The sequence below is a fragment of the Lysinibacillus sp. JK80 genome (genome assembly GCF_027557635.1).
Lineage (GTDB): Bacteria > Bacillota > Bacilli > Bacillales_A > Planococcaceae > Lysinibacillus > Lysinibacillus capsici.
This window is the reverse complement of sequence record NZ_CP058997.1, coordinates 2,501,891-2,524,049: the sequence shown is the minus strand read 5'-3', so window position 1 is coordinate 2,524,049 and position 22,159 is coordinate 2,501,891. Positions and strand designations below refer to the sequence as shown.

Annotated in this window: 17 protein-coding genes and 1 riboswitch; of the genes, 13 read left to right on the top strand and 4 right to left on the bottom strand. The window is 37.7% G+C overall.

From position 1 onward, the window contains the following. Positions 1 to 112: 112 nt before the first annotated feature. Positions 113 to 946, top strand: a complete 834-nt coding sequence (locus HXV90_RS12870) for an octanoyl-[GcvH]:protein N-octanoyltransferase (RefSeq protein WP_269897365.1) — start codon at positions 113 to 115, stop codon at positions 944 to 946. A 36-nt stretch (positions 947 to 982) separates the two neighbouring features. Here HXV90_RS12870 and HXV90_RS12865 read toward each other — a convergent pair whose 3' ends face one another. Beyond that, the gene (locus tag HXV90_RS12865) at positions 983 to 1,633 is read right to left on the bottom strand and encodes an RsfA family transcriptional regulator (RefSeq protein WP_004227650.1); all 651 of its coding nucleotides are present in this window, start codon (positions 1,631 to 1,633) and stop codon (positions 983 to 985) included. A 235-nt stretch (positions 1,634 to 1,868) separates the two neighbouring features. Between HXV90_RS12865 and HXV90_RS12860 the strand changes: the two genes are divergently transcribed. From HXV90_RS12860 to HXV90_RS12850, 3 genes are all read left to right on the top strand, one after another. After that, entirely contained in the window at positions 1,869 to 2,093 is a 225-nt protein-coding gene (locus HXV90_RS12860; protein WP_004227652.1) for a YuzB family protein, read from the top strand. Positions 2,094 to 2,295: 202 nt separating this feature from the next. Continuing rightward, on the top strand, positions 2,296 to 3,603 hold the full coding sequence (locus HXV90_RS12855; protein WP_269897364.1) for an HD domain-containing protein: 1,308 nt from the start codon (positions 2,296 to 2,298) through the stop codon (positions 3,601 to 3,603). Positions 3,604 to 3,972: 369 nt separating this feature from the next. Then, positions 3,973 to 9,420, top strand: a complete 5,448-nt coding sequence (locus HXV90_RS12850; RefSeq protein ID WP_269897363.1) for a collagen binding domain-containing protein — start codon at positions 3,973 to 3,975, stop codon at positions 9,418 to 9,420. A gap of 55 nt (positions 9,421 to 9,475) precedes the next feature. Here the strand turns inward: HXV90_RS12850 and HXV90_RS12845 are convergent, their stop codons facing one another. Both HXV90_RS12845 and HXV90_RS12840 read right to left on the bottom strand, forming a co-directional pair. Next, entirely contained in the window at positions 9,476 to 10,144 is a 669-nt protein-coding gene (locus HXV90_RS12845) for a class A sortase (protein WP_054548575.1), read from the bottom strand. A gap of 121 nt (positions 10,145 to 10,265) precedes the next feature. Continuing rightward, a complete protein-coding gene (locus tag HXV90_RS12840) occupies positions 10,266 to 10,451 on the bottom strand; it encodes a 2-hydroxymuconate tautomerase (RefSeq protein ID WP_004231516.1) in 186 nt (61 codons plus the stop codon). A gap of 166 nt (positions 10,452 to 10,617) precedes the next feature. Here HXV90_RS12840 and HXV90_RS12835 point away from each other — a divergent pair, with 166 nt between their 5' ends. Continuing rightward, the gene (locus HXV90_RS12835) at positions 10,618 to 11,136 is read left to right on the top strand and encodes a YwhD family protein (RefSeq protein WP_004231517.1); all 519 of its coding nucleotides are present in this window, start codon (positions 10,618 to 10,620) and stop codon (positions 11,134 to 11,136) included. A 354-nt stretch (positions 11,137 to 11,490) separates the two neighbouring features. Here the strand turns inward: HXV90_RS12835 and HXV90_RS12830 are convergent, their stop codons facing one another. Then, positions 11,491 to 13,545 carry a transglycosylase domain-containing protein gene (locus HXV90_RS12830; protein ID WP_048393764.1) on the bottom strand — a complete coding sequence of 685 codons (2,055 nt, stop codon included), beginning with the start codon at positions 13,543 to 13,545 and terminating at the stop codon, positions 11,491 to 11,493. 301 nt (positions 13,546 to 13,846) lie between these two features. On the opposite strand from HXV90_RS12830, the gene speB reads away from it, so the two are divergent. The 8 genes from speB to HXV90_RS12790 all read left to right on the top strand — a co-directional run bounded on the left by speB (position 13,847) and on the right by HXV90_RS12790 (position 21,855). Beyond that, positions 13,847 to 14,719 carry an agmatinase gene (gene speB / locus HXV90_RS12825; RefSeq protein ID WP_004231519.1) on the top strand — a complete coding sequence of 291 codons (873 nt, stop codon included), beginning with the start codon at positions 13,847 to 13,849 and terminating at the stop codon, positions 14,717 to 14,719. A 163-nt stretch (positions 14,720 to 14,882) separates the two neighbouring features. After that, positions 14,883 to 15,158, top strand: coding sequence for a hypothetical protein (locus HXV90_RS12820; RefSeq protein WP_004231520.1), 276 nt, complete (start codon positions 14,883 to 14,885; stop codon positions 15,156 to 15,158). Positions 15,159 to 15,182: 24 nt separating this feature from the next. Next, complete coding sequence (gene yidC / locus HXV90_RS12815; RefSeq protein ID WP_269897362.1) at positions 15,183 to 15,815, top strand: membrane protein insertase YidC; 633 nt, start codon at positions 15,183 to 15,185, stop codon at positions 15,813 to 15,815. Positions 15,816 to 15,970: 155 nt separating this feature from the next. Then, the gene (locus HXV90_RS12810) at positions 15,971 to 16,402 is read left to right on the top strand and encodes a YwiB family protein (RefSeq protein ID WP_048393761.1); all 432 of its coding nucleotides are present in this window, start codon (positions 15,971 to 15,973) and stop codon (positions 16,400 to 16,402) included. Continuing rightward, positions 16,402 to 18,069, top strand: a complete 1,668-nt coding sequence (gene argS, locus HXV90_RS12805) for an arginine--tRNA ligase (protein ID WP_269899040.1) — start codon at positions 16,402 to 16,404, stop codon at positions 18,067 to 18,069. The genes HXV90_RS12810 and argS overlap by 1 nt, the downstream gene beginning before the upstream one ends. 232 nt (positions 18,070 to 18,301) lie before the next feature. After that, positions 18,302 to 18,691 (top strand): MerR family transcriptional regulator, encoded by a 390-nt coding sequence (locus HXV90_RS12800; RefSeq protein WP_066037054.1) that lies wholly within the window; start codon positions 18,302 to 18,304, stop codon positions 18,689 to 18,691. After that, on the top strand, positions 18,684 to 20,186 hold the full coding sequence (locus HXV90_RS12795; RefSeq protein WP_112117309.1) for a class I adenylate-forming enzyme family protein: 1,503 nt from the start codon (positions 18,684 to 18,686) through the stop codon (positions 20,184 to 20,186). Before HXV90_RS12800 ends, HXV90_RS12795 begins: the two co-directional genes overlap by 8 nt. A 1-nt stretch (position 20,187) precedes the next feature. Beyond that, positions 20,188 to 21,855, top strand: coding sequence for an acyl-CoA dehydrogenase family protein (locus HXV90_RS12790; protein WP_115674200.1), 1,668 nt, complete (start codon positions 20,188 to 20,190; stop codon positions 21,853 to 21,855). Between the two features lie 57 nt (positions 21,856 to 21,912). Continuing rightward, positions 21,913 to 22,095: riboswitch (cobalamin riboswitch) on the top strand. Positions 22,096 to 22,159 lie beyond the last annotated feature (64 nt).

The following is a 22,159-nucleotide window of genomic DNA, read 5'->3' as shown; positions in this document are numbered from 1 at the left end:
TTTATCATAGTTTGTACAAAAACCCTAAGTTCATGATAGTAATTCACGAATTTGACACCATCTAAAGATCATGTATTCTAAAGAGAAGAGATGTAATAAGAGGAGTACCAAAATGAAACATATTTTACAACAGCCAATTTGGCGTTATTATGATCAATCCATTAGTGCGAAGCAAAGATCACCGCTTGAATCTTTTGCGACGGACGATACATTGTGCCAATTAGTTGGCCAATTGATGTCTCCTCCAACAATTCGTACATGGGTCCATGAGGCATCTGTTGTGCTAGGTATTCAAGACCATCGGTTACCTTATGTTCAGCAAGGTATGGAATTACTAGAATCTAGAGGCTATCATCCTATTGTTCGTAATTCTGGTGGACTAGCGGTTGTGCTAGATGAAGGGATTCTTAATATTTCCATTGTATTGTCTGAACAAAAAGAGTCGCTCAGTATAAACGATGGCTATGATGTGATGGTGGACCTTGTGAAGGGATTGTTCCCAGAAGTAGCTGAAAAAATTGAGGCTTATGAAATAGTGGGCTCTTATTGCCCAGGTTCTTATGATTTAAGTATTGATGGGAAAAAATTTGCTGGTATTTCACAAAGACGCTTACGTCAAGGGGTGGCAGTGCAAATTTATTTATGTATTGAGGGGAGTGGCTCACAACGCGCGGCACTTATCCGTGACTTTTATGAAGAGAGCTTGCAACAAGAGGAAACAAAATTCGCTTACCCTCAAATCGTGCCAGAAGTCATGGCTTCGCTATCGGAGCTTATAGACCCTCATTTAACAGTAGAAGCGGTTGTTATTCGTCTACAGCAACTACTTAATCAGTCGGCCGAGGAAGTACGTCCACAGTCCTTTTATGACGAAGAATTAACGTTGTATGGTTTTTATTTACAGCGGGTTTTTGAGCGCAACACCAAAATGCTTGAACGTAAGTAAGTTGGTTGATTATATGAAACAGAAAAAGCGATGCGGCTAATTTAGCGCATCGCCATTTTCTGGTTGATAAATAGAACTGCTAGTTACAAGATTTCCGTTCTTTTCCATTTTAAAAACAGGTGCAATTCGCTCTTCCTCTTCATCAAGCGTAACAAGACGTCTAGCACGATTCATAATTTGTACAAATTGCTCGTAATCTTTGCGAATCGCTCGATTTTCCTCTTCTAGTTTTGTAATGGTTTTCTCTAGTTTTTTATTTTTCTCAGATGTTACATGTACAAGTTGTCGCCATTTTGAAGATTCATTTCCTACTTCACCAGAATGCTGTAAACGTAGTAAATAAGCTATGACAATATCAAGAGAAAGGGCAGATAGTGGAATTGATTTTCCTTCTGCAGCACTATTATTTACGGTAAACATACTAGAAGCACGGCGTCTTGCTGGCGCTCCCAACACTCGCATTCTCTCTTTTCTTTCCTTTTTAGCTTCTGCTAATTGTTCCTCGTATTCTTTACGAACAACGGCATTCCAACGAAAACCACAGGCTGCCGCAGTACGATTTAATGCATCGCCTGCTTCCTCAAAGGCATTAAGCTGTGTGCTTCCTTCTGTTACATGACGGATTACAGCCTCTGCTAGTAATTCATCGTTTTCTTTTAACCAAGCATCTTGTCTTACTTTACTCATATTAAAATCCTCCCACCTTTATCTGGAACTTGTTATTTAAGACTAGCATGACCAATCTTTTAACCTTTTATTCATCTATGTAGAAGGAATTATGCTTGAATAGAAGGGGAAAAGTACGATACAATACCCGATGTAGGTTTGCGCACATGCTGCATACTTAAATATGTGAAGGTCATGTGTGCAATAGAGCGAGATTATGTTTGAAAAATACTATATAGAAAGGGTTGTTGACAAAATGGCAAACGAATTTAAAGTTTGCGATGAATGTCAGGCCGTTAACTTAAAAACGTTAATTCCAAAATTAAAGGAAATCGATCCTGATGCAACCATCGAAATTGGCTGTCATTCTTACTGTGGTCCAGGACGCAAAAAGACATTTACCTTTGTAAATAGCCGACCTGTTGCTGCATTAACAGAAGATGAACTAATGGAAAAGGTTTTAGCAAAATTAAAAAAGTAAAACTAAAAGCTATCTCTACTTGGGGGGATAGTTTTTGTTTTGCTTTTTTATATGTTGAGAAATTAGACCAATATAAATATAAAAATAATGATAAAGGTAATCGAAATAGGTTGTTAATATCTATAGAAAAATGGCAATAAGTATGCTAGTCCTAGATTTATCGCATATAATAGAACTATAACAAAATGGGGGTGCTATCCAAATGACATATGCAAACGCTAAATTAGAAGAAGAAAAGGTATTTAAAGATCCAGTACACCGTTATGTACATGTTCGAGATCAAGTGATATGGGATTTAGTGGGTACAAGAGAATTTCAGCGTTTACGTAGAATTCGTCAACTAGGTACCACATTTTTAGTATTTCATGGAGCAGAGCATAGTCGCTTTAGTCATTCTCTGGGGGTTTACGAAATTGTACGTCGCATAGTAGATGATATCTTTGTAGGGCGTCCAGATTGGGATGAAAGTGAAAGATTATTAGTGTTATGTGCAGCCCTTTTACATGATTTAGGTCATGGCCCATTTTCCCATGCCTTTGAAAATGTATTTGAGCTTGATCATGAATATTTTACAAGGCAAATTTTGTTGGGAGATACGGAAGTAAATGCGATCTTAAAAAAAGTGGCAGCTGATTTTCCTGAAAAGGTATCCCAAGTAATTGAAAAGACATATCCAAATAAGCAAGTAATTAGTTTAATTTCGAGCCAAATTGATGCAGATCGTATGGATTACTTACAACGTGATGCTTATTTTACAGGTGTAAGCTACGGTTATTTTGATATGGAACGGATTTTAAGAGTAATGCGTCCAAGAAAAAACCAAGTAGTAATCAAAGCAACAGGCATGCATGCGGTGGAAGACTATATAATGAGTCGCTATCAAATGTACTTACAAATTTATTTCCATCCTGTTTCACGAAGTGCAGAGGTAATTTTAAATAATATATTAAAAAGAGTAAAACAATTAAGCTTAGCGGGCTATACATTTAAGCATGAGCCTACTCATTTCCTAGCATTTTTCCGAAATGTTATTACATTAGAGGATTATCTTGCGTTAGACGAGAGTATACTTTTTACATATTTTCAGTTATGGATGCAAGAGGAGGATGCCATTCTAAGTGATTTAAGCCGCCGCTTTGTGAATCGTAAGCTATTTCAATACATTGATTTAGACCCTGGAGTAGAGCTCAATAAATATCAAAAACTCCAAGAGCTTTTCAAAAAGGCAGGATTAGACCCCGATTATTATCTTGTACATGATACAACAGCAGATCTGCCATATGATTTTTACAGACCAGGAGAGGAAGAAGTGCGTGTACCAATTTTTTTAGAAATGAAAAATGGTGAGCTACGGGAGCTTTCACGTGAATCCATTATTGTGGATGCTATCTCAGGGCGTATGAAACGAGATCATAAAATCTATTTCCCATTAGATTTCTTAGAGGACGATTCAACAAACTCAACTGTAAAAAAACAAATATTAATGTTATTAAGGAAAGACAATAAATAAATATAAATTTTAAAAATAATAAAGCAGTAAACACGTTCCAGGGGGATGTTGTTTACTGCTTTATTATTTTTAGATAATTGTTTAGAAACTGTTAAGTTGAATTAGATATAATTAATCAATAATTTTGAAATGGAGGTGGTGCCCATTGATTGTTGTAATACAAAAGTGCCGTAAAGATATGTGGAAACATCTGTGAATAATTCTAATGACCTATATTAAGATAATGGTTGAATTTTATTTGAGATGTTTCCATAAAAATTAAAGGAGAGAGTGTGACCTATTGTTTGTTCATTCCTTTCCTAAACCTGAAAGGATCAATCTTGTAGCAAACAGTATCAGGTATCTCTCTAACTAAAAAAGGAGAGAAACATGAAAAAATTAAACATAGCGATAATTATATTGCTACTTGTATTTCAAACAGTACTTTCACCAATTTCAGTGTTTGCCGACGAGAGTCAACCACCTGTGACTCCTCAAAATGAATCTAGCGAAAATACTGTGATTGATTCTGATGGAGAAGTAGGAAACCAAAATACTACAAGTGAAATACCAAGTGAAGATGCTGCTGAAGTGACAACTCCAGAAGATGAAACAAAATCAGAAGAGCAAACAGAAGGACAGCAAGAAGAGCAGCCAGAAGGACAGCAAGAAGAGCAGCCAGAAGGACAGCAAGAAGAGCAGCCAGAAGGACAGCAAGAAGAGCAACCAGAAGAACAGCAAGAAGGACAGCCAGAAGAACAACAAGAAGAAGAGCAGCTAGAAAACCAGCCACAGCTAATAATGCCATTAGGTGCGCCAGTAGGTTACCCTGTTGAAAATATGCAAGCAGATGTGACGATGTCATTTAGTGGCTTAAAGCTCTTTTCACAAGGTGGAGCATTAATTACAAATGCTACAGATTTAGCAAATTATTCAGGGCCAAAACCTAAAAAGGGTGATGTAGTATATCTAAACTACACATTCTCTTTGGATCCAACAATTGATTATGGAATAGGTTCTACGTTCACATTCCAATTACCTGCCAATATGATTGAAGAGTACACAGCAGGTTCTTTTAATCAATCAAGAACATTAACAGAGACTGGTGATTGGTTAGCCTATTCGTCAAGCTATAACAGTGCTACAAAAACAGTAACAGTCACAATAGATAGTGAATTAGAACAAGGGCAATCAGGTAGTATGAACTTTGAGTTTATGGCGAAATTTGATAACTTTGCTGATGAAAGTGAACTTGAACAATCATTAATAATCCCTGTGCTTGGAGGAGCAGATGTTCAACTAGACTTTGAATTTGCACCTACAGATAGTGGGGAATTACTAACAAAAAATGCTGGTTCTATTACACGAGACGCAAGTGGTGAAGTAACGATTCCATGGACAGTTTGGGTGAATACTGGTGGGCAAAAACTTGAAAGTGCAAGTTTGAATGATGTACCAGATGCAAAGCATGAGCTGGCTGGAAATATTACAGTTGAGCGATACAAAATTGGATTGAATGGGTTTAATTCAAATAGCCCAGGTGCTGTAGACGATACAAGCATTGAAACCTCATTCCCTATCTCATTGACAGATGGATACTATGCATACAAAGTAACATATAACACTGTTGTAACAGCAGATCCAACTGCATCAAGTATGTCCTATACAAACGTAGCTACTTTGACAGGGACAAATATTCCTGCTAACACAACAGCCAATGGAACACAAACTGTACAATATGGACCGAGCTTAGATAAAACAAGAAGTGGCGATAAATATAATTCGACATGGACAATTAAGTATAACTGGCTAGGTCAAAAAATACCTGCTGATAAAGCGAAATTAACAGATACACTGACAGGCTCGTCGCCAACAACTGGTAAGCATAAAATTGATTACAGTAGTTTTAAAGTATATCGTGTAATATTATCAAGTGATGGTCAAAGTGAACAATCTTCAACTCTTTTAACTAAAGACACAGACTATGCTTTAACTGAACATGACTATGATTTTGAGATTGACTTTGATAAATCAACTAACACCTCAGGTCCAAATGGTGAAGTAACATCTGCCTTTAAAATTGTTTATGATTCGGAGCTGGAAGATGAATTTGTTACAGATGCAAATACGGGCACGATTACAAATACTGTAACAAGAGGAGATAGTGGTTCAGACACAGCAACTCTAGACCTGGCTTCAAACATCTTTAATAAAGCACGTGGGGCAATTGACTATGTAAACAAAACAATTACATGGACTTTAACCATTAATGCTGAGAAAGATTTGAAAAACTTTGTAATAGAAGATGACTTTACAACCACAAATAAAGCCGGAGAAACGTTAAAACACACATTAACACCATGGAACGGTACTGACTTCTATGAGGTTACTGGTGCAAATGGTTTAACGTACTCGATTACAGATAAAGCGGGTAATGCCCCAACTATAGGCAACGAAGGTTTTAAAATGGAAATTTCAAGTGACATTCCAAAAGACCGCACAGTTACTATTCGATACAAAACAAAGTACGATATTAAGCCAAACGGAGGTGTAGCAACCTCGTATATTAATACGGCTGATGCAACATGGGATGGCGCAATAGATTCTCATAACCAAGCATTAGATAGAACTGCTAATTATACGCCAGATTCTACTTCTCCAACAAACAATAATGGCTACAAAAAAGTTGTCGTAGATAACCAGACACAAGAGTTTTCTTGGCGTATTGGGGTTAATATCAATAAACAAGATATAAATAGTGCTACCTTAACAGATACATTAGGTGCGGGTCATTATATTCCTGTTCCAGATGGTCAAACATTAAAAGATCAAATTACCATATCTAAGCTAAACTTAACAACAGAAGAGGGAACAAAAAATGGTACATTAGATCCTGCTAAATGGACTGTTACAGAAACACTAACAGATAACAAGGTTACAGGTTTTGAAATTACGTTTATTAACCTAGATCCAATTACTGATAACAACGAAGCGTATTTAATTGAATACAAAACAAAAGATGCTGACGATATTTTTGGTCAAAACTCAACGAATGCTCCAAGAGATTACACAAATACAGCGACTCTAGATACTCCACACAATGGAAGCTATAATTATAATGCAACAGCAAAAATTAGTAATCTTGCAAATGAGTTAATTAAAAAAACAGCGACACCTGTTCCAGCCAGCGATATTATTAATTGGGCAGTTACAGTAAATGCTTCTAATTCAAAATTAGGAAATATTACATTAACAGACAAACCATCAAGTAACCAAAAAATATTAACAAATACGTTCAAGAAACAAGAGATTAAACTAAATGCAAATGGGACTTCTCAAAATATAGGATCCCCTATTACTGTGGATGCTAGCGAAATTGTCTTAAATCAAGATGGTAGTTTTAGTCTTAATTTGGGAGAATTAAATGGCAAAGGTTATGTTGTTACGTATTCCACATTCTTTATGGGGGATGGTAACGCGGGTGAAACAATTTCTAATAGTGCCTCTATTGGTTACGCTGGAGCAACAGCTGCAGGTACAAGTGACCACGGTGGCGATAGCAAAACATTTAAATATAGCTCATCTGATACAAGTGCATCAGGTGTTAAGGGTACATTGCAATTAAAAAAATATAAAGTAAATCCTTTAACAGGTAAACGTGAAGAGTTTGCTGGTGTTAAGTTTGAATTATGGAATAAAAATAACACAATCAAACTTGATGAAGGAACAACAGACGCAGATGGTACATTGACATTTGAACAAGTGCGTTATGGAAAGTATACGTTAAGAGAGGAATCACCAGGGGGCTATATTGCGATTGCGCCAATCACGATTACAATGGGAGCAAATATAGATATTACTCCAGGTGTGGATGGTAAAGCATATGTTATTGATAACATTGAGGATGTTAATTTAACAAATGCCTGTCCAGCATTCACATTAACAGTGAAAGATATTGATGGTAATGCTATTGCTAATAAAAATATTAAATTAATTGATAGCAACGGCAATGCAAAATACACGGGCACAACAAATGCTGCGGGGCAAGTATCAGATATTAAGCGACCTGGTACAGGTGGTAAAGAAGTCCAAGCAGGCGTGTATACATTAGTGGACGAAAATGACATTCCTTTAGGTACTGTTACCGTTAAATATGGTACTGGAGAATGTCAAGATACAGTCCAACCTACAAATTCATGTCCTAACTTTAAAATTACTGTAAAAAATGAGAATGGAAATCCACGTCCAAATGTATCAGTTACACTTAAAGATCTAAGTAATACTGTTATAGCTACTGGCACAACAAATAGTGATGGTCAATTCATCATTGATAAAACAACTCCAGCAGGAAAATATAAGCTATATGAGGGTACCCAGTATTTAGGTGAAGTAAATGTTACGTATCACAATGATAATTGCCAAAGTGAAGTACAGTTAGCACCAAAATGTGAAACGTTTGAATTAACTGTCTATGATGTTGATGGTAATTTAGTTGCAGATGGTACTTCAGTAACGGTTAAAAATAAAGATACAGGTAACATTATAGCTACAAAAACTACAAAAGACGGTGTAATTGAATTAAGTGATTTAGAGCCAGGTGTTTACACAGTTGTAGTTGATGGAGAAGAAATTGATGAGTTTGAAAGCAATATCGATTGTAAAGCGAGCGTTCAACCAACACCAAAATGTGAAAACTTCACAGTAATAATCAAAGATAATACTGGCATCATCAAGCCAGGTAACGATGTCATTATTAAAGATAAATCTGGAAAAGTAATCTCAACAAATAAGGATAAAGATGGAAATTTAATATTTGTATCTAAAACAACTCCTGCGGGTAAATATGATGTATATGATAAAAATATTTACTTAGGTGAGATAGAAGTTTCTTATGCGAGTGTTCCTTGTGAAATTACATTATCAATTGCACCAGTTTGTCCAGCCTTTACATTGACAATTAACAATATGTTTGGTCAACCACGTGTAGGCGTAAAAGTAACAATAACAGGTGAAGATGGTATACAGGTTGAAGATAATGGTTCAACAGAGTTTATAACAGATAGTAAGGGTCAAATTACGATCAATAATTCAATTATTAAGCCAGGTAAGTATATTGTAAGGGAGAATGGTAAGACAATTATTGGTACAGTTATCGTGGGTAATACATGCGAGGCTAAAATTCAGCCAAGTCTACCAGTAACACCTCCTACAACTAATCCAGGAAATCCAGATCCAGACCCAGAAAAACCAGTGGATCCGAACAAACCGAATCCAGATCCAGAGAAACCAGTGGATCCCAACAAACCAAATCCAGATCCAGAGAAACCAGTGGATCCCAACAAACCAAATCCAGATCCAGAAAAACCGGTGGATCCGAACAAACCAAATCCAGATCCAGAAAAACCGGTGGATCCGAATAAACCAAATCCAGATCCAGAGAATCCTGTAGAACCAAACAAACCAAATACAGATTCAAACAATTCGGCCAATCCTGGAAAAACTGAGGGATCTAAACCTTCTGTTCAAGGTGTCATTGATCAAGGGAAAAACTTACCGCCTTATAATCCAACTAAAGCTACAAAAGATACACTAGATGCTTATAAGGATTTCTTGAATAAATATAGTCAATTAACTAAAGAGGAACAGGAAGCTGTTGCAGAATCACTTGATATTAACAAAATTAAATCGGATGCAAAACGATTAGAAGCTCAATTAAAAGCACAAGGTAAATTACCTCAGACAGATGGTGCCGATCAAACAGCACTAATGCTGATTGGAGTAGCACTTATTCTTGGTGCATTATACTTCTTACGTCGCCGCAACGCTGAAGTTAAATAATTACTTAAAAGAAGAAGCCCCTAAGACTCTTAAATCTTAGGGGCTTCACCTATTTCTAAAATGCTTCTGATAGCTTTTCAGGTGCTTTATCAAATGGATATTGTTGAACAAAATCAGCTTGTATGGCAAGACGCTTTGATCCATTATCAGCACATGTAATGAGTGTTAAAACAGTTTTATTTGGAATATCATCGATTACATAAATATCTGTTGCCGCAATGACTTTCTTAGAAGCTAAATGATATTCATAAATATTGGTTAAATCCGTTACATAGACTGTATCTCCTATACTTGCTTTATATAGAGGACTAAATAAGATATCCTTTTCTTCAAAATAATGTCCTGCTAAGGCGTAATTTCCCTGCCCGAGGCTTTGATTTGGCTTCATGGTACCTGCCCCTACGGCAAGTGCAGCATTTCCAACACCTTTGACAATCGGAAGTTGCATGTCAACACTTGGTATGGCGATACTACCAATTATGGGCATTTTATTGGCCTTTGTTTGAGCCTTTAATACCTCCGCTATGGACAGCGATTGTACATCCTCAAATACATAATCTGCATTAACCTGATTATTCTTTTCAATCTCTTCTACACTGATTTCAGTAGTATTTAATTGATGGCTTAAATGGGCAATGATCGCATTTTGAATGGGGCTGATAAATACAAGTATTAGGCCAAGGACGAGCATAGTGATGAGCAATATTATCTTCAGTTTATTCATGTCGTAGATCACATCCTTGTTTTTGAAATAGAAGGTTTTATTCCAGCAAAAGATGGTTAACTTATGACCATTTTAAAAAAATGGATAGAGCGTTAAGATGCTTGCTCTATCCATCTTACTACTATTTGTCGCTAAAACGAACGCCTGCAACGCCGTAATGGTTTTTAGACATTTCTTCAATAAAAACTGTTACATTTTCTGCAGGTGCATTAACTGTGCGAGATACTGCTTCTGTTACTTCTTTTACAAGAGCACGTTTTTGTTCCTCTGTACGACCTTCAAGCATTTTCACTGTTACGTATGGCATAATATTGCCTCCTTTATAGAATAATGTTGTATAGTTAGTTTATAAGAAAGTATAAACTTCTTACTTGCGTTGAGGCATATACGCAATGGCGAAAATAGTGATTGTTTCGACAAAATATGCGTTGATATGCTTTCCTTTATAATAGCAGAATGGAGGATATTTAAGTATGACAAATGAAGAAAAACCAAAACAAAAAATGGGTTTTACCATTATAAAAAACGATCCAACAGATGGACATAAAGGGTTTGGTATCGGTTCACTTTCATTAGAGAATGTATCGCCTGTAATAGTGGACGTAGAAGAGGGGACGGCTTCTGTTGAAATTGGTGCCATGCATGCAAGAAGTGACGTAGAGCGTGGTATTAAATTTACAATGGACCGTGCTGATTCAGAGGGCGGGAAACCGTATTGGCTCGTGTGGGTGACGATAGACCATAAAGAAAATGGGCCATATTATGCAGGAGTTACAGCCTGTGAGATGGTTGTAAATCGTGAAAAACGACGTGGCTATAAAATTCTAGCTGATCATGTAAATAAAATGGATAAATCCATGAAACGTCATATTATTGTAGAGCATATGGATGCACCGTCTAAAAAAGTGTTAGCTTCTTTCCTTAAACAACTTAATCCAGAATTGTGGGAACGTAGTGAGGAACAATTGCGTCAAGACTTATTTGTCGAATAGACTCGTAATGATTGAACAATCTGTGACATTTTGCAATCGCTTTCGATATTAGGTTGAAAGTGTGTTTGAAACAAAGTACACTTGATGCAGAGCTTACATTTTAGTAAGCTAGGACACTTGGTATCGCGAATGTGATGAGCGCTATGCGGCATTTGAACAACCCAAACCCAAGCCAAATGCCCCATGATGCTCATACTTCGCGGACCATAAAAAAAGAAAAGCTTTCTGTTCCCACGGACACGTCTCCGGGGAAGAGAAAGCTTTTCTTTTTTTTAGTATATCAGTTACTTTGTCGAGAGCCTTCATAGCTAAAAACGTATTAGGATTAAAAAGGTTTCCGAAATTATCTTGTTTTTAGTCCTTAAATATAGAGAATGGTAGCATATTCCAAAATTCTCCCCATGTATTACTGTCGAGAATATCGAAGTTTGTACATTTTTCAGTAGGTACATCCTTCGACTCTACATAGACTAGACGTTGTTTAGGACAAGCGTCAGTCGCTAATTTACCTGTTTCAATATCAATGACAACGCCCTCTACACCTTTAGGTTTTTTGAAATCCTCATTTTTTGTACCTTTGTTGACAGTTTCCATAAAGTCAATCCAGATTTGCTTTGTTGCAGCAGTATCTTCCTTCGTGGTAAGGTTTTTACCCTGATCATAGCCATTCCATACACCAGCAGTTAGTTTTGGAGTAAAACCAATTAACCATTGATCACTATTCGTAGAACCTGATTTAGCAGCATATGTGTGTGTCATACGTGAACGAATACTGATTCCTGTAGCGGGTGAATAGTCACTGAAAACCGGATCAAAAATACCTGTCATCATTTCTGTTAAGATGTATGCATTTTCTTTAGAAATGGCTGTTTCAGCTTTGCTTGCTACATCTTTGTTTTCATAAATAACATCTCCATGTGCATTTTTAATGGATACAATGGTTGTTGGTGTTGTTTGCTGTCCTTGCGACGCCAAAATATTATATGCATTTGTCATTTCGTATAATGTCGTTTCAATCGTTCCTAGTGCAATGGATAAATTATCCTTCGCACCAATTCCTACATTAAAACGGTTTGCCATATCATGAAACTCTTTGAAGCCAATGTCCTCTAAGGTTTTTACTGCGTAAATATTATCTGAGATAGCAATAGCTTGTGCCATCGTCATATCATGATCTGCAAATTGACCGTTGACGTTTTTAGGTGCATAAGTGCCACGCCCATTATCATACGTAAAAGTTGTTTCACCAACATCTAAAAAAGTTAGTGGCGTGTAACCATTTTCTAGCGCCGCTGCATATAAGATCGGCTTAATAGTAGAGCCTGGTTGACGTTTGGCTTGTGTAACTCGGTTAAATGAGCTTACTGAATAATCACGACCACCGACTAGTGCAGTGACAGCTCCTGTTTTAGATTCCATACTTACAAACGCAGATTGCAGATCATTGGCAGGCATATTTTTGGCTACTGCTTCTTCAGCTGCTTTTTGATGCTCCAGATTAAGCGTTGTTTGAATTGTCCAGCCACCTTCACTAATATCAAGGTTTTTTGATTTTAAGATTTCACTGGCTTCTTGCCAAGCCACATCTAGGAAATAAGGGGCAACAGATTTGGTTGCAACCCAGCTATCATTTTTTAAGACGAGCTGTTCATTTTCAGCACGCGTTTTTTCTTCTTGTGTAATGGCACCTTGGTCTGCCATAAGTTTTAAAATAACGTGTTGACGATTGGTAGCCTTATCTAAATTGGCAATTGGTGAGTAAATACTTGGTCCTTTTGGTACGCCTGTTAGCATTGCTGCTTCAGCAAGCGTTAAATCACTGGCAGATTTTCCGAAATAAAAACGACTTGCAGCTTCTACTCCATACATGCCATGACCGTAATATACCGTATTCAAATAGCCCTCTAATATTTCGTCCTTGTCATAAAAAACTTCTAATCTATAAGCATACAGGGCTTCGTTTAATTTACGTGTCCAAGACTTTTCATGGGAAAGATAAAGGTTACGAGCATATTGTTGCGTAATGGTACTAGCTCCTTGAACCTTACCACCAGCCTTAATGTCCACTAAAATGGCACCAGCAATACGTGAATAGTCGAAACCGCCATGTTGATAGAAATCTTTATCTTCAACAGCAACAACTGCTTCCTTTAAATAAGGTGACATCTCATCGAGGCCGACCCAATATCGTCGTTGATTTGTAAAGTGATCCCCAATTTGGTTCTCATTTTCATCTAAGAAAATAGAAGCCTTTGGTACGGTTAAAGGCGGTGCACCAGCCACTTGAACATAGATGCGGAGTGCGACAAACGCTACGACAATTGCAGATGTAAAGGCCACGAATAACGTAAGGCTTTTGCGTGTGCGCTTTACACGTTGTTGCTTTCGATGATAGCTTTTTCGTTTCATCCGACTTCACCTCGTTTTCTCACAACTTCGAACTTAGCTTTAGTATGTGTTCGAACATTCATCTTTAATCGAAATTCTAACTAAAAACTATTGCACTTTATTCAAAAACATCTATACTTTTTTTGTACTACTTGAAATGCTGGCATTCGACAAAAAAATCGCACCTTGTAGATTTTAATCGAAATTTGCTAGACGTTCCAATAATGTATACGAGGATAAAAGGATACAGGTTTCATTACAATCCTGTAAGCCATAATAGAAGAAGACAAAAAATGATGATTAATTATATGGAGGGCTAGCAATGAGATTTGATGAAGCTTATTCAGGAAATGTTTTTATAAAAAGTCATCCTACATATGACGACGCACAGGCAGTAATTTATGGTATGCCAATGGATTGGACAGTAAGTTACCGTCCAGGATCACGTTTCGGTCCACAGCGTATCCGTGAGGTATCCATTGGTCTTGAAGAGTACAGTCCATATCTAGATCGTGAGCTTGAGGAAGTAAAGTACTTTGATGCAGGGGATATTCCACTACCATTCGGTAATGCACAGCGTTCTTTAGATGAAATTGAGAAATTCATAGAGAAATTATTAGCGGATGGCAAGATTCCTGTCGGCATGGGTGGCGAGCATCTAGTGTCTTGGCCAGTAATGAAGGCTGTATCAGCTAAATATGATGATCTTGCTATTATTCACTTTGATGCACATACAGATTTACGTGTGGAATATGAGGGAGAGCCACTTTCGCACTCTACACCAATCCGTAAAATTGCGGAACATATAGGACCTAAAAATGTCTATTCATTTGGAATTCGTTCAGGTATGAAAGAGGAATTTGAATGGGCAAAGGAAAACGGCATGCACATTTCAAAATTTGAAGTGCTTGAACCGTTAAAAGAGGTCCTACCAACACTAGCTGGACGCAATGTGTATGTAACAATTGATATTGATGTTTTAGATCCAGCACACGCACCAGGCACTGGTACAGTAGACTGTGGTGGTATTACTTCGAAAGAATTACTCGCTTCCATCCATGCTATTGCAGCAAGTGGTGTAAATGTAGTAGGTTTCGACCTAGTTGAAGTAGCACCGATCTACGATTCTTCAGAAATGACAGCAAACACAGCTTCTAAATTATTACGGGAAATGATTTTAGGCTGGGTAAAATAAATAAGATTGGTTGAATGGGGTTAGCTATGAGCAAGCCCCATTTTAAATTTTTGAAATGAGGAATGAGCCTTAGCATAAAATTGAAACTTATTTTACTTTGTAGCGTAGATAAGTTAGGTAAAATGTATGTTTCTTCAATTTTAATAAAGGGAGGAGGAGTATTATGATTTGGTCACTTCTCATGAATGATTTATTCATTTTTGTCAGTACAATGGAATACTTTTGGCTATTAGCATCTTTGGTTTTAACTGTATTAAGTGTTCATTTGCATCTGTATCTCGTCAATAAAATAACCGTTCAAGATGTGAAGGACGAGGAGTTTGAAGTTGACTATACTATCACGAATACTTGGACTCCACCTATGCTAACGTGGTTTGTTCTGTGTATTAGAATGTCCGAAGACAATGAGGAAGAAAGTGTATCTCCTAGTTTGATTTAAACTTTAAAACTAGGAGGACAACCATTGTTAACATTTTTAGCACAACCTATTATTAACCTCATTCATTTCATCCATTCTTTTACAGGTAGCTACGCACTTAGTGTCATTGGTATTACGATTGCAGTCAGATTAATTCTTATGCCGTTATTTATTCGATCGGCAAAACACCAAAAGCACTCAAAAGAATTAATGACTACCATTAAGCCTGAATTAGATGCGCTTACAGATAAATATAAGAATAGTCAAAGCGAATCTGAAAAAAGAATGGTACAGCAACAAATCCAAGAGCTAACTTCAGATTCATTGAAAAGCTCTTTACTAGGTTGTTTACCAATCATTATTCAATTACCGATATTATTTTCACTGTACTACGCGATTAGGCTAGATTCAGTGATTGCCAGTGAAAATTTCCTTTGGATGAATTTAGGGACGATTGATATTGGGGTTTCGATGATTGCTTGTTTGATTTATTTCTTTCAAAGTTGTATAGCCCTAGAGAAAAGTCAACCATTAAATATGAAGATAATGGTATTTATTAATCCTCTCATGATCCTCATTTTTAGTCTGTTCAATCCAGCGATTATCCCCATCTATTGGACTGTTAGTGCTTTATTGTTAATAGTTCAACAATTGATTATAAAAAAATGGTATAGATAAAAAGAAATCCTCTCTTTCCGTTATTGGAAGAGAGGGTTTTTATTTTCTCGAATAAACTTGTTGAGGAGCTTTACATCACTTCTATCTTGAAAAACCATAAGTATTCATCCTATAATAAAAAGGTTATAGTAAAAGACTAAAAAGGGGCATCCGTTATGGCGAACGAAGTAAGATCGCATGTGAACATAAAGCTCATTTCTACCATTCGTCCAAGTGATGGGGAGTCCGAAAGTTATGAAATGTGGCTCAAAGGGCAGCTACTTGAAAAGGCAGGAAGCTTGTATTTGAAATATGATGAGGTGCAGGAGGATAAAATCGTCCGCACAACGATGAAGTTAGGTCATGAGAAGGCACTAATTATGCGTGCTGGAGCGGTTAATATGCGATTACCGCTGAACATAATCGAACAACAAAAAGGGCATTATGAAAGTGAGTTCGGTTCTATGCCCCTCGTGATTGATACGAAAAATATGACGTTTACAAAACTGGCAACAAGCGGAGATTTCCATGTACAGTACGATTTACTAATGGGTGGGCAATCCGTTGGCAACTATACATTAGATATTACATTTACGGAGGTACAATGATGAACGCAGTAGAACAAGTACAACAGGCTATTAAAGCAACGATCGTGCAGGCTGTTGAAAAAGCTGGTCTAGTTGAGGCTGGCACAGAATTATCGATTCACCTAGAAACACCAAAGGATAAAGCAAATGGTGACTATGCAACAAACATTGCGATGCAATTAACGAAGTTAGCTAAAAAGCCACCACGTGCTATCGCCGAAGCTATTTTAGAAAATCTTGATCCATCAGGCACTGATATTGAAAAGATTGATATTGCTGGCCCAGGCTTCATGAATATCACAGTGCGTAAAGATTTCCTCACAGAGGTAGTGACACAGGTGCTTGAGCAAGGTACGGACTATGGCCGCTCAAATGCTGGTGCTGGGGAAAAGATTCAAGTGGAGTTCGTTTCAGCAAATCCTACTGGAGATCTTCACCTAGGTCATGCTCGTGGCGCTTCTGTTGGTGATTCCTTATGTAATGTGTTGGATATGGCTGGTTACAGTGTCTCTCGTGAATATTATATTAATGATGCAGGTAATCAAATTAATAACTTAGCTTATTCATTAGAAGCTCGTTATAAACAAGCATTAGGAATGGAAGCTGAAATGCCAGAAGACGGCTATCATGGGCAAGATATTATTGATATTGCGGGTAAATTAGCAAAAGAGCATGGGGATGCAATTTTAGCAAAATCAGATGATGAGCGTTTTGCCTTCTTCCGTCAGCACGGTTTAGCTTTAGAATTAGATAAATTAAAAACAGACCTAGCAAACTTCCGTGTAAATTTTGATGTCTGGTATTCTGAAACGTCTCTATATGAAAACGGGAAAATCGAAGTAGCTTTAGATAAATTAAAAGCTAATGGACATGTGTTTGAAGAGGATGGTGCTACTTGGTTCCGCTCTACAACATTTGGTGATGATAAAGATCGTGTGCTAATTAAAAATGATGGGTCATTCACGTATTTAACACCAGATATTGCTTATCACGAAGACAAAATTGTCCGTGGCTTCGATAAATTAATCAATATTTGGGGAGCTGATCATCACGGATATATTCCACGTATGAAAGCAGCGATTCAAGCACTTGGTTATGATCGAGATACGTTAGAAGTGGAAGTTATTCAAATGGTTCAGCTTTATAAAAACGGTGAAAAATTCAAGATGTCTAAGCGTACAGGGAATGCAGTAACTATGCGTGAGCTTGTAGAAGAGGTTGGTCTTGACGCAGTTCGTTACTTCTTTGTAAAAACAGCTGGCGATTCTCATATGGACTTTGATCTTGACCTTGCAGTATCACAATCTAATGAAAACCCTGTGTACTATGCACAATATGCGCATGCACGTATTTCATCTATTTTACGTTCAGCAAATGAACAAGGCTTTGCTGCTACAACAGAACATCTCAATTTGTTAACAGCAGAAAAGGAAATTGATTTACTGAAAAAGATTGGTGATTTCCCGAAAGTGGTAGCGGAAGCAGCGAAACACCGCACACCGCACCGTATCGCAAACTATATTCAAGAAACAGCAGCTGCATTCCACAGCTTCTATAATGCAGAAAAAGTATTAGATGCTTCAAATAAAGAGTTAACAGAGGCTCGTTTAGCATTAATTACGGCTGTCCGCACAACAATTGCGAACGCATTACGCTTAATCGGCGTATCTGCACCTGAAAAAATGTAATTAAACTTTAGGCTCCTAACATGAAAAGTGTTAGGGGCTTTTTTTAATGGATAGATGGCTGAATATGAGAGATAAAGTTCCGAATGTGTCGGATAGAAAGACAAAAGAAACGGATAAACCGTGGGAAATTAGCTGTCCCAAACTTTATTTTTCTGTTAATTCCGAAAATTTTGTTGAAGTTTACGTTAACGTCAATGGTATACTGTTGCCAATTAGGAAAGGGGAGATGGTTTTGAAGACGATTCAGGAGGTAGCAAAGGAGTTTAATGTGTCTACGCGGACAATTCGTTATTATGAGGAACTTGGGCTTCTTTGCCCCCATCGTTCATCTACTAACCAACGAACCTTTTCCAAAAAAGAATTGGCGAAACTCAAGCTTATTTTCAGAGGCAAGCGGTACGGATTTTCTTTAGAGGAAATAAAAGAGATGGTTTTACTATTTGATTTTGATCGCTCAGGAATTCAGCAATTAGAGCGAACGGTTGAATACGGGGAACAAAAAATTCAAGAGATTGACAGTAAAATAGCTGAGCTGACGCAGATGAAGCATGAGTTACAACAAATGCATGGCATGTTTAGCGAAAAATTAGCGACTTTAAAGGGAGAGATGCAAGATGAATAGTTCCAATTTATTAGCACGTAATGCCCGTAAGTATCCGAAAAATGAAGCCGTTATTTGTCATGGCAGAAGAGTAACCTACCAAGATTTAGATAAGCAGGTGACATGTTTTAGTCATGCTTTACTAGAGCAGGGAGTAAAGCAGGGGGATAAGGTTTTAATTTTTATGCCAAACGTTTTAGAGTTTGTAGTCAGTTACTTTGCTATTCAGCGTATTGGAGCAATCGTTGTGCCAGTCAATGCGAAGTTTACATTGCAAGAAGTAGAGTACGTGGCGCAGCATGCCGAGGCGAAGGCAATTGTCGTACATGAGGTTATTTTTGCAGCAGTTGAACAGCTAGCCGGTATTCCGTTAAAAATTAAAACAGGTCAAGAAAAAGTGGGATGGCATCAGTATGAATCAATGCTTCAAAATGCTAGTACACAAACAATTGATTGTCAGTTACAAGAGGATGACCCTTCCACGATTTTATATACATCTGGCACGACAGGAAAACCAAAGGGTGTGTTATTTAGCTACCGTAATATTTTAACAGTGGCGCAAATGATAGCTGTTGAAATGGAGGTAAAGCCTGAGAGCCGTATTTTGCTTATGATGCCATTAACACACTCTGCACCATTACATTTATTTTTAATGGCGGGTGTATTGGTAGGCTCAACAAATGTATTAACACCAACTTTTACACCCGATTTATTCATTGATTCCATTGAAAAGGAGAAAACAACACATTTCTTTGGTGCACCTGTTGCTTATTTATTAACGGCACAACTGCCAAGGCTACATTCGGCAGATTTGTCTTCTATGAAATGGTGGGTCTATGGTGGGGCACCGTTATCTCAAAGTGAGGTTCGGTTCATTCAGCAGGCATTCCGCACAAATAATTTGACTTGTGTATATGGATTAACAGAGGCAGGTCCAAGTGGTTCATTATTATTTGGCAAGGAGCATGAAGCAAAGGCAGGAAGTATTGGTCAGCGGGCGCCACTTGGTACAGAGTTGCGTATTGTGAATGACAGTGGAGAAGATGTAAATGTAGGCGAAGTAGGGGAAATTGTCTTGTTGGGTGAGGGCAACATGCTTGGCTACTATAAGGATGAAGTAGCTACTAATGAAGCCTTTATTGATGGTTGGTTAAAAACAGGAGATCTAGCTCGCAAGGATGAAGATGGTTTTATTTGGATCGTAGATCGTAAAAAGGATGTCATTATTTCGGGAGGTGTCAACATTTATCCGAAAGAAATTGAAGATTGTTTATTGAGCTTTGAAGGTATATTCGAGGTTGCGGTAATTGGTGTACCACATCCGCAATGGGGGGAAACTGTAAAGGCGGTGTATTCTGCTAAACAAGACATCCATGAGGAAGCTTTGAAAGCTTATTTAGAGGAACATCTTGCAAAGTTTAAAATACCACGTATTTTTGAAAAAGTAGAAGCGCTACCACGCAATGCATCAGGCAAAATATTAAAACAAAATTTAAAGGGGCAAGAGGTGAGATAGCATGAAAGTATTACAACAAGAAGCAATGCGTACTACGAACTTTTTTACTGAAGATGACACGCTTCAAAAAATAGTAGAAATGATGTTAGATAAAGAGTTTTTATCCTATGCCCAACGAGAGTTAACAGATTTTGGTGAGCTATGTGCAGGTGATATTGATGCAAGGGCAAAGCATACAGATCGACAGGGTGAGCCTCGCCTTCAAAGATATGATGCCTATGGGGAAGAGATATCGGAGGTTTGGGTTAATGATGGCTATAAAAAAACGATTGAAGAGACATATAATACTGGGATTGTAGGCTATGTACACAAGCATATTCCGCAGCTAGGACACAAGGGGAATTATGTTTATAGCTTTGCACAAGGTTATTTGCTATCACATGCAGAGCCCGGTTTTTATTGTCCAGTAACATTGACAATGGCAACTGCCTATCTATTAGATCATTATGCAGATGAAGAGGTAAAGCAGCGTTTTTTACCACATGTGTGTGCAACAGGTGACACAGATTTATATGAAGGTGCGACCTTTTTAACAGAACGTCAAGGGGGCTCTGACGTAGGTGCAAATGTGGTGGAGGCGAGAAAGGATGGCACTGCTTATCGTCTATATGGTGAAAAATATTTTGCATCCAATGCGGGCATGTGTGGTGTAGCGATGGTATTAGCACGACTAGAAGGTGCGCCAGCAGGTTCCAAAGGCTTAACATTGTTTGCAGTTCCTTGGCGCAAAGAAGATGGAACAACAAATCATTTACGTATTCGCCGACTGAAAGATAAGCTAGGCGTTCGGGCAGTTCCCTCTGGTGAGGTAGAATTTGATGGTGCACTTGCCTATGTTGTAGGGGAGCAAAATAAAGGGATTTATTATATGCTAGAAGCACTAAATCTCTCTAGAATTTGTAATGCAGTCGCTTCAATTGGTATTATGCGTCGCGGCTTCTTAGAGGCAAAACATTATGTAAGCAATCGACATGCATTTGGCAAGCCCTTAACACAGTACCCTATGATTCAGGATACTTTAGGGAAATTTGCAGCTAAGTTGCACGTGGAAGTAGCGACAGTTTTTGATCTTATCCAATTATACGATAAAGTGACAAGTGGACAGGGAACTCAGCAAGATCTTATTATGAATCGTTTATATATTGCCATTATGAAAAAGGAAACAGCAGAGCAAGCTGTTCATTATGCTAGTGAGGCAATTGAATTACACGGAGGTAATGGCTATATAGAAGACTTTGTAACGCCCCGCTTATTAAGAGACGCCCAAGTGTTAACGGTGTGGGAGGGTACGGCTAATATTTTGGCCTTAGAACTCATTCGTTTAGTAGATAAGTTTCATGCTCATGAACTTTTTGTACAGGAGATGGAGGAACGATTAGACAAATTAGCTGACAGCTCACTAGTACAAATCGTTAAAGAACAATTGGCGAATATGTCTGTGAAACTGCAAATTTTTAGCGCTTTAGACGAGGCAACGAAAACTTTTGAAGCTAAGGGTATGGCGGAAAAAATGGCTCACCTTTATGAAAGTGTCATAGCGGTTGAGTGGGCACATAAATTTGGTGGGAAATATGAAAAACTAGCGGACGTTTATTTAGAACAGACATGGTCATTAAGAGAAATGGGTGCTCAAATGAAAACAGTCCAATACTTTTCTGAAATTGTATAATGGCCGGGGAGTCGTCTTGAATGGAGGCGACTTTTTTCATTTTCATGTATAATGAAATCAACTGAATATTATAAAGGTTCTTTACTTAAGTAAAGTGAAAAGGGAAATCGGTGTAATTCCGATGCGGTCCCGCCACTGTAAGTGTGAGTTTTTTCAAATGATGCCACTGAAGATTTCGGGAAGGCTTGAAAAATCGCAAGTAGCACTAGCCAGGAGACCTGCCTTTATAACGACATGACAACCTACGAGGATAGGGTGGTGGATTTTGTATCAGTTTTTTTGGTGCGATTTTGCCCCCTCATCG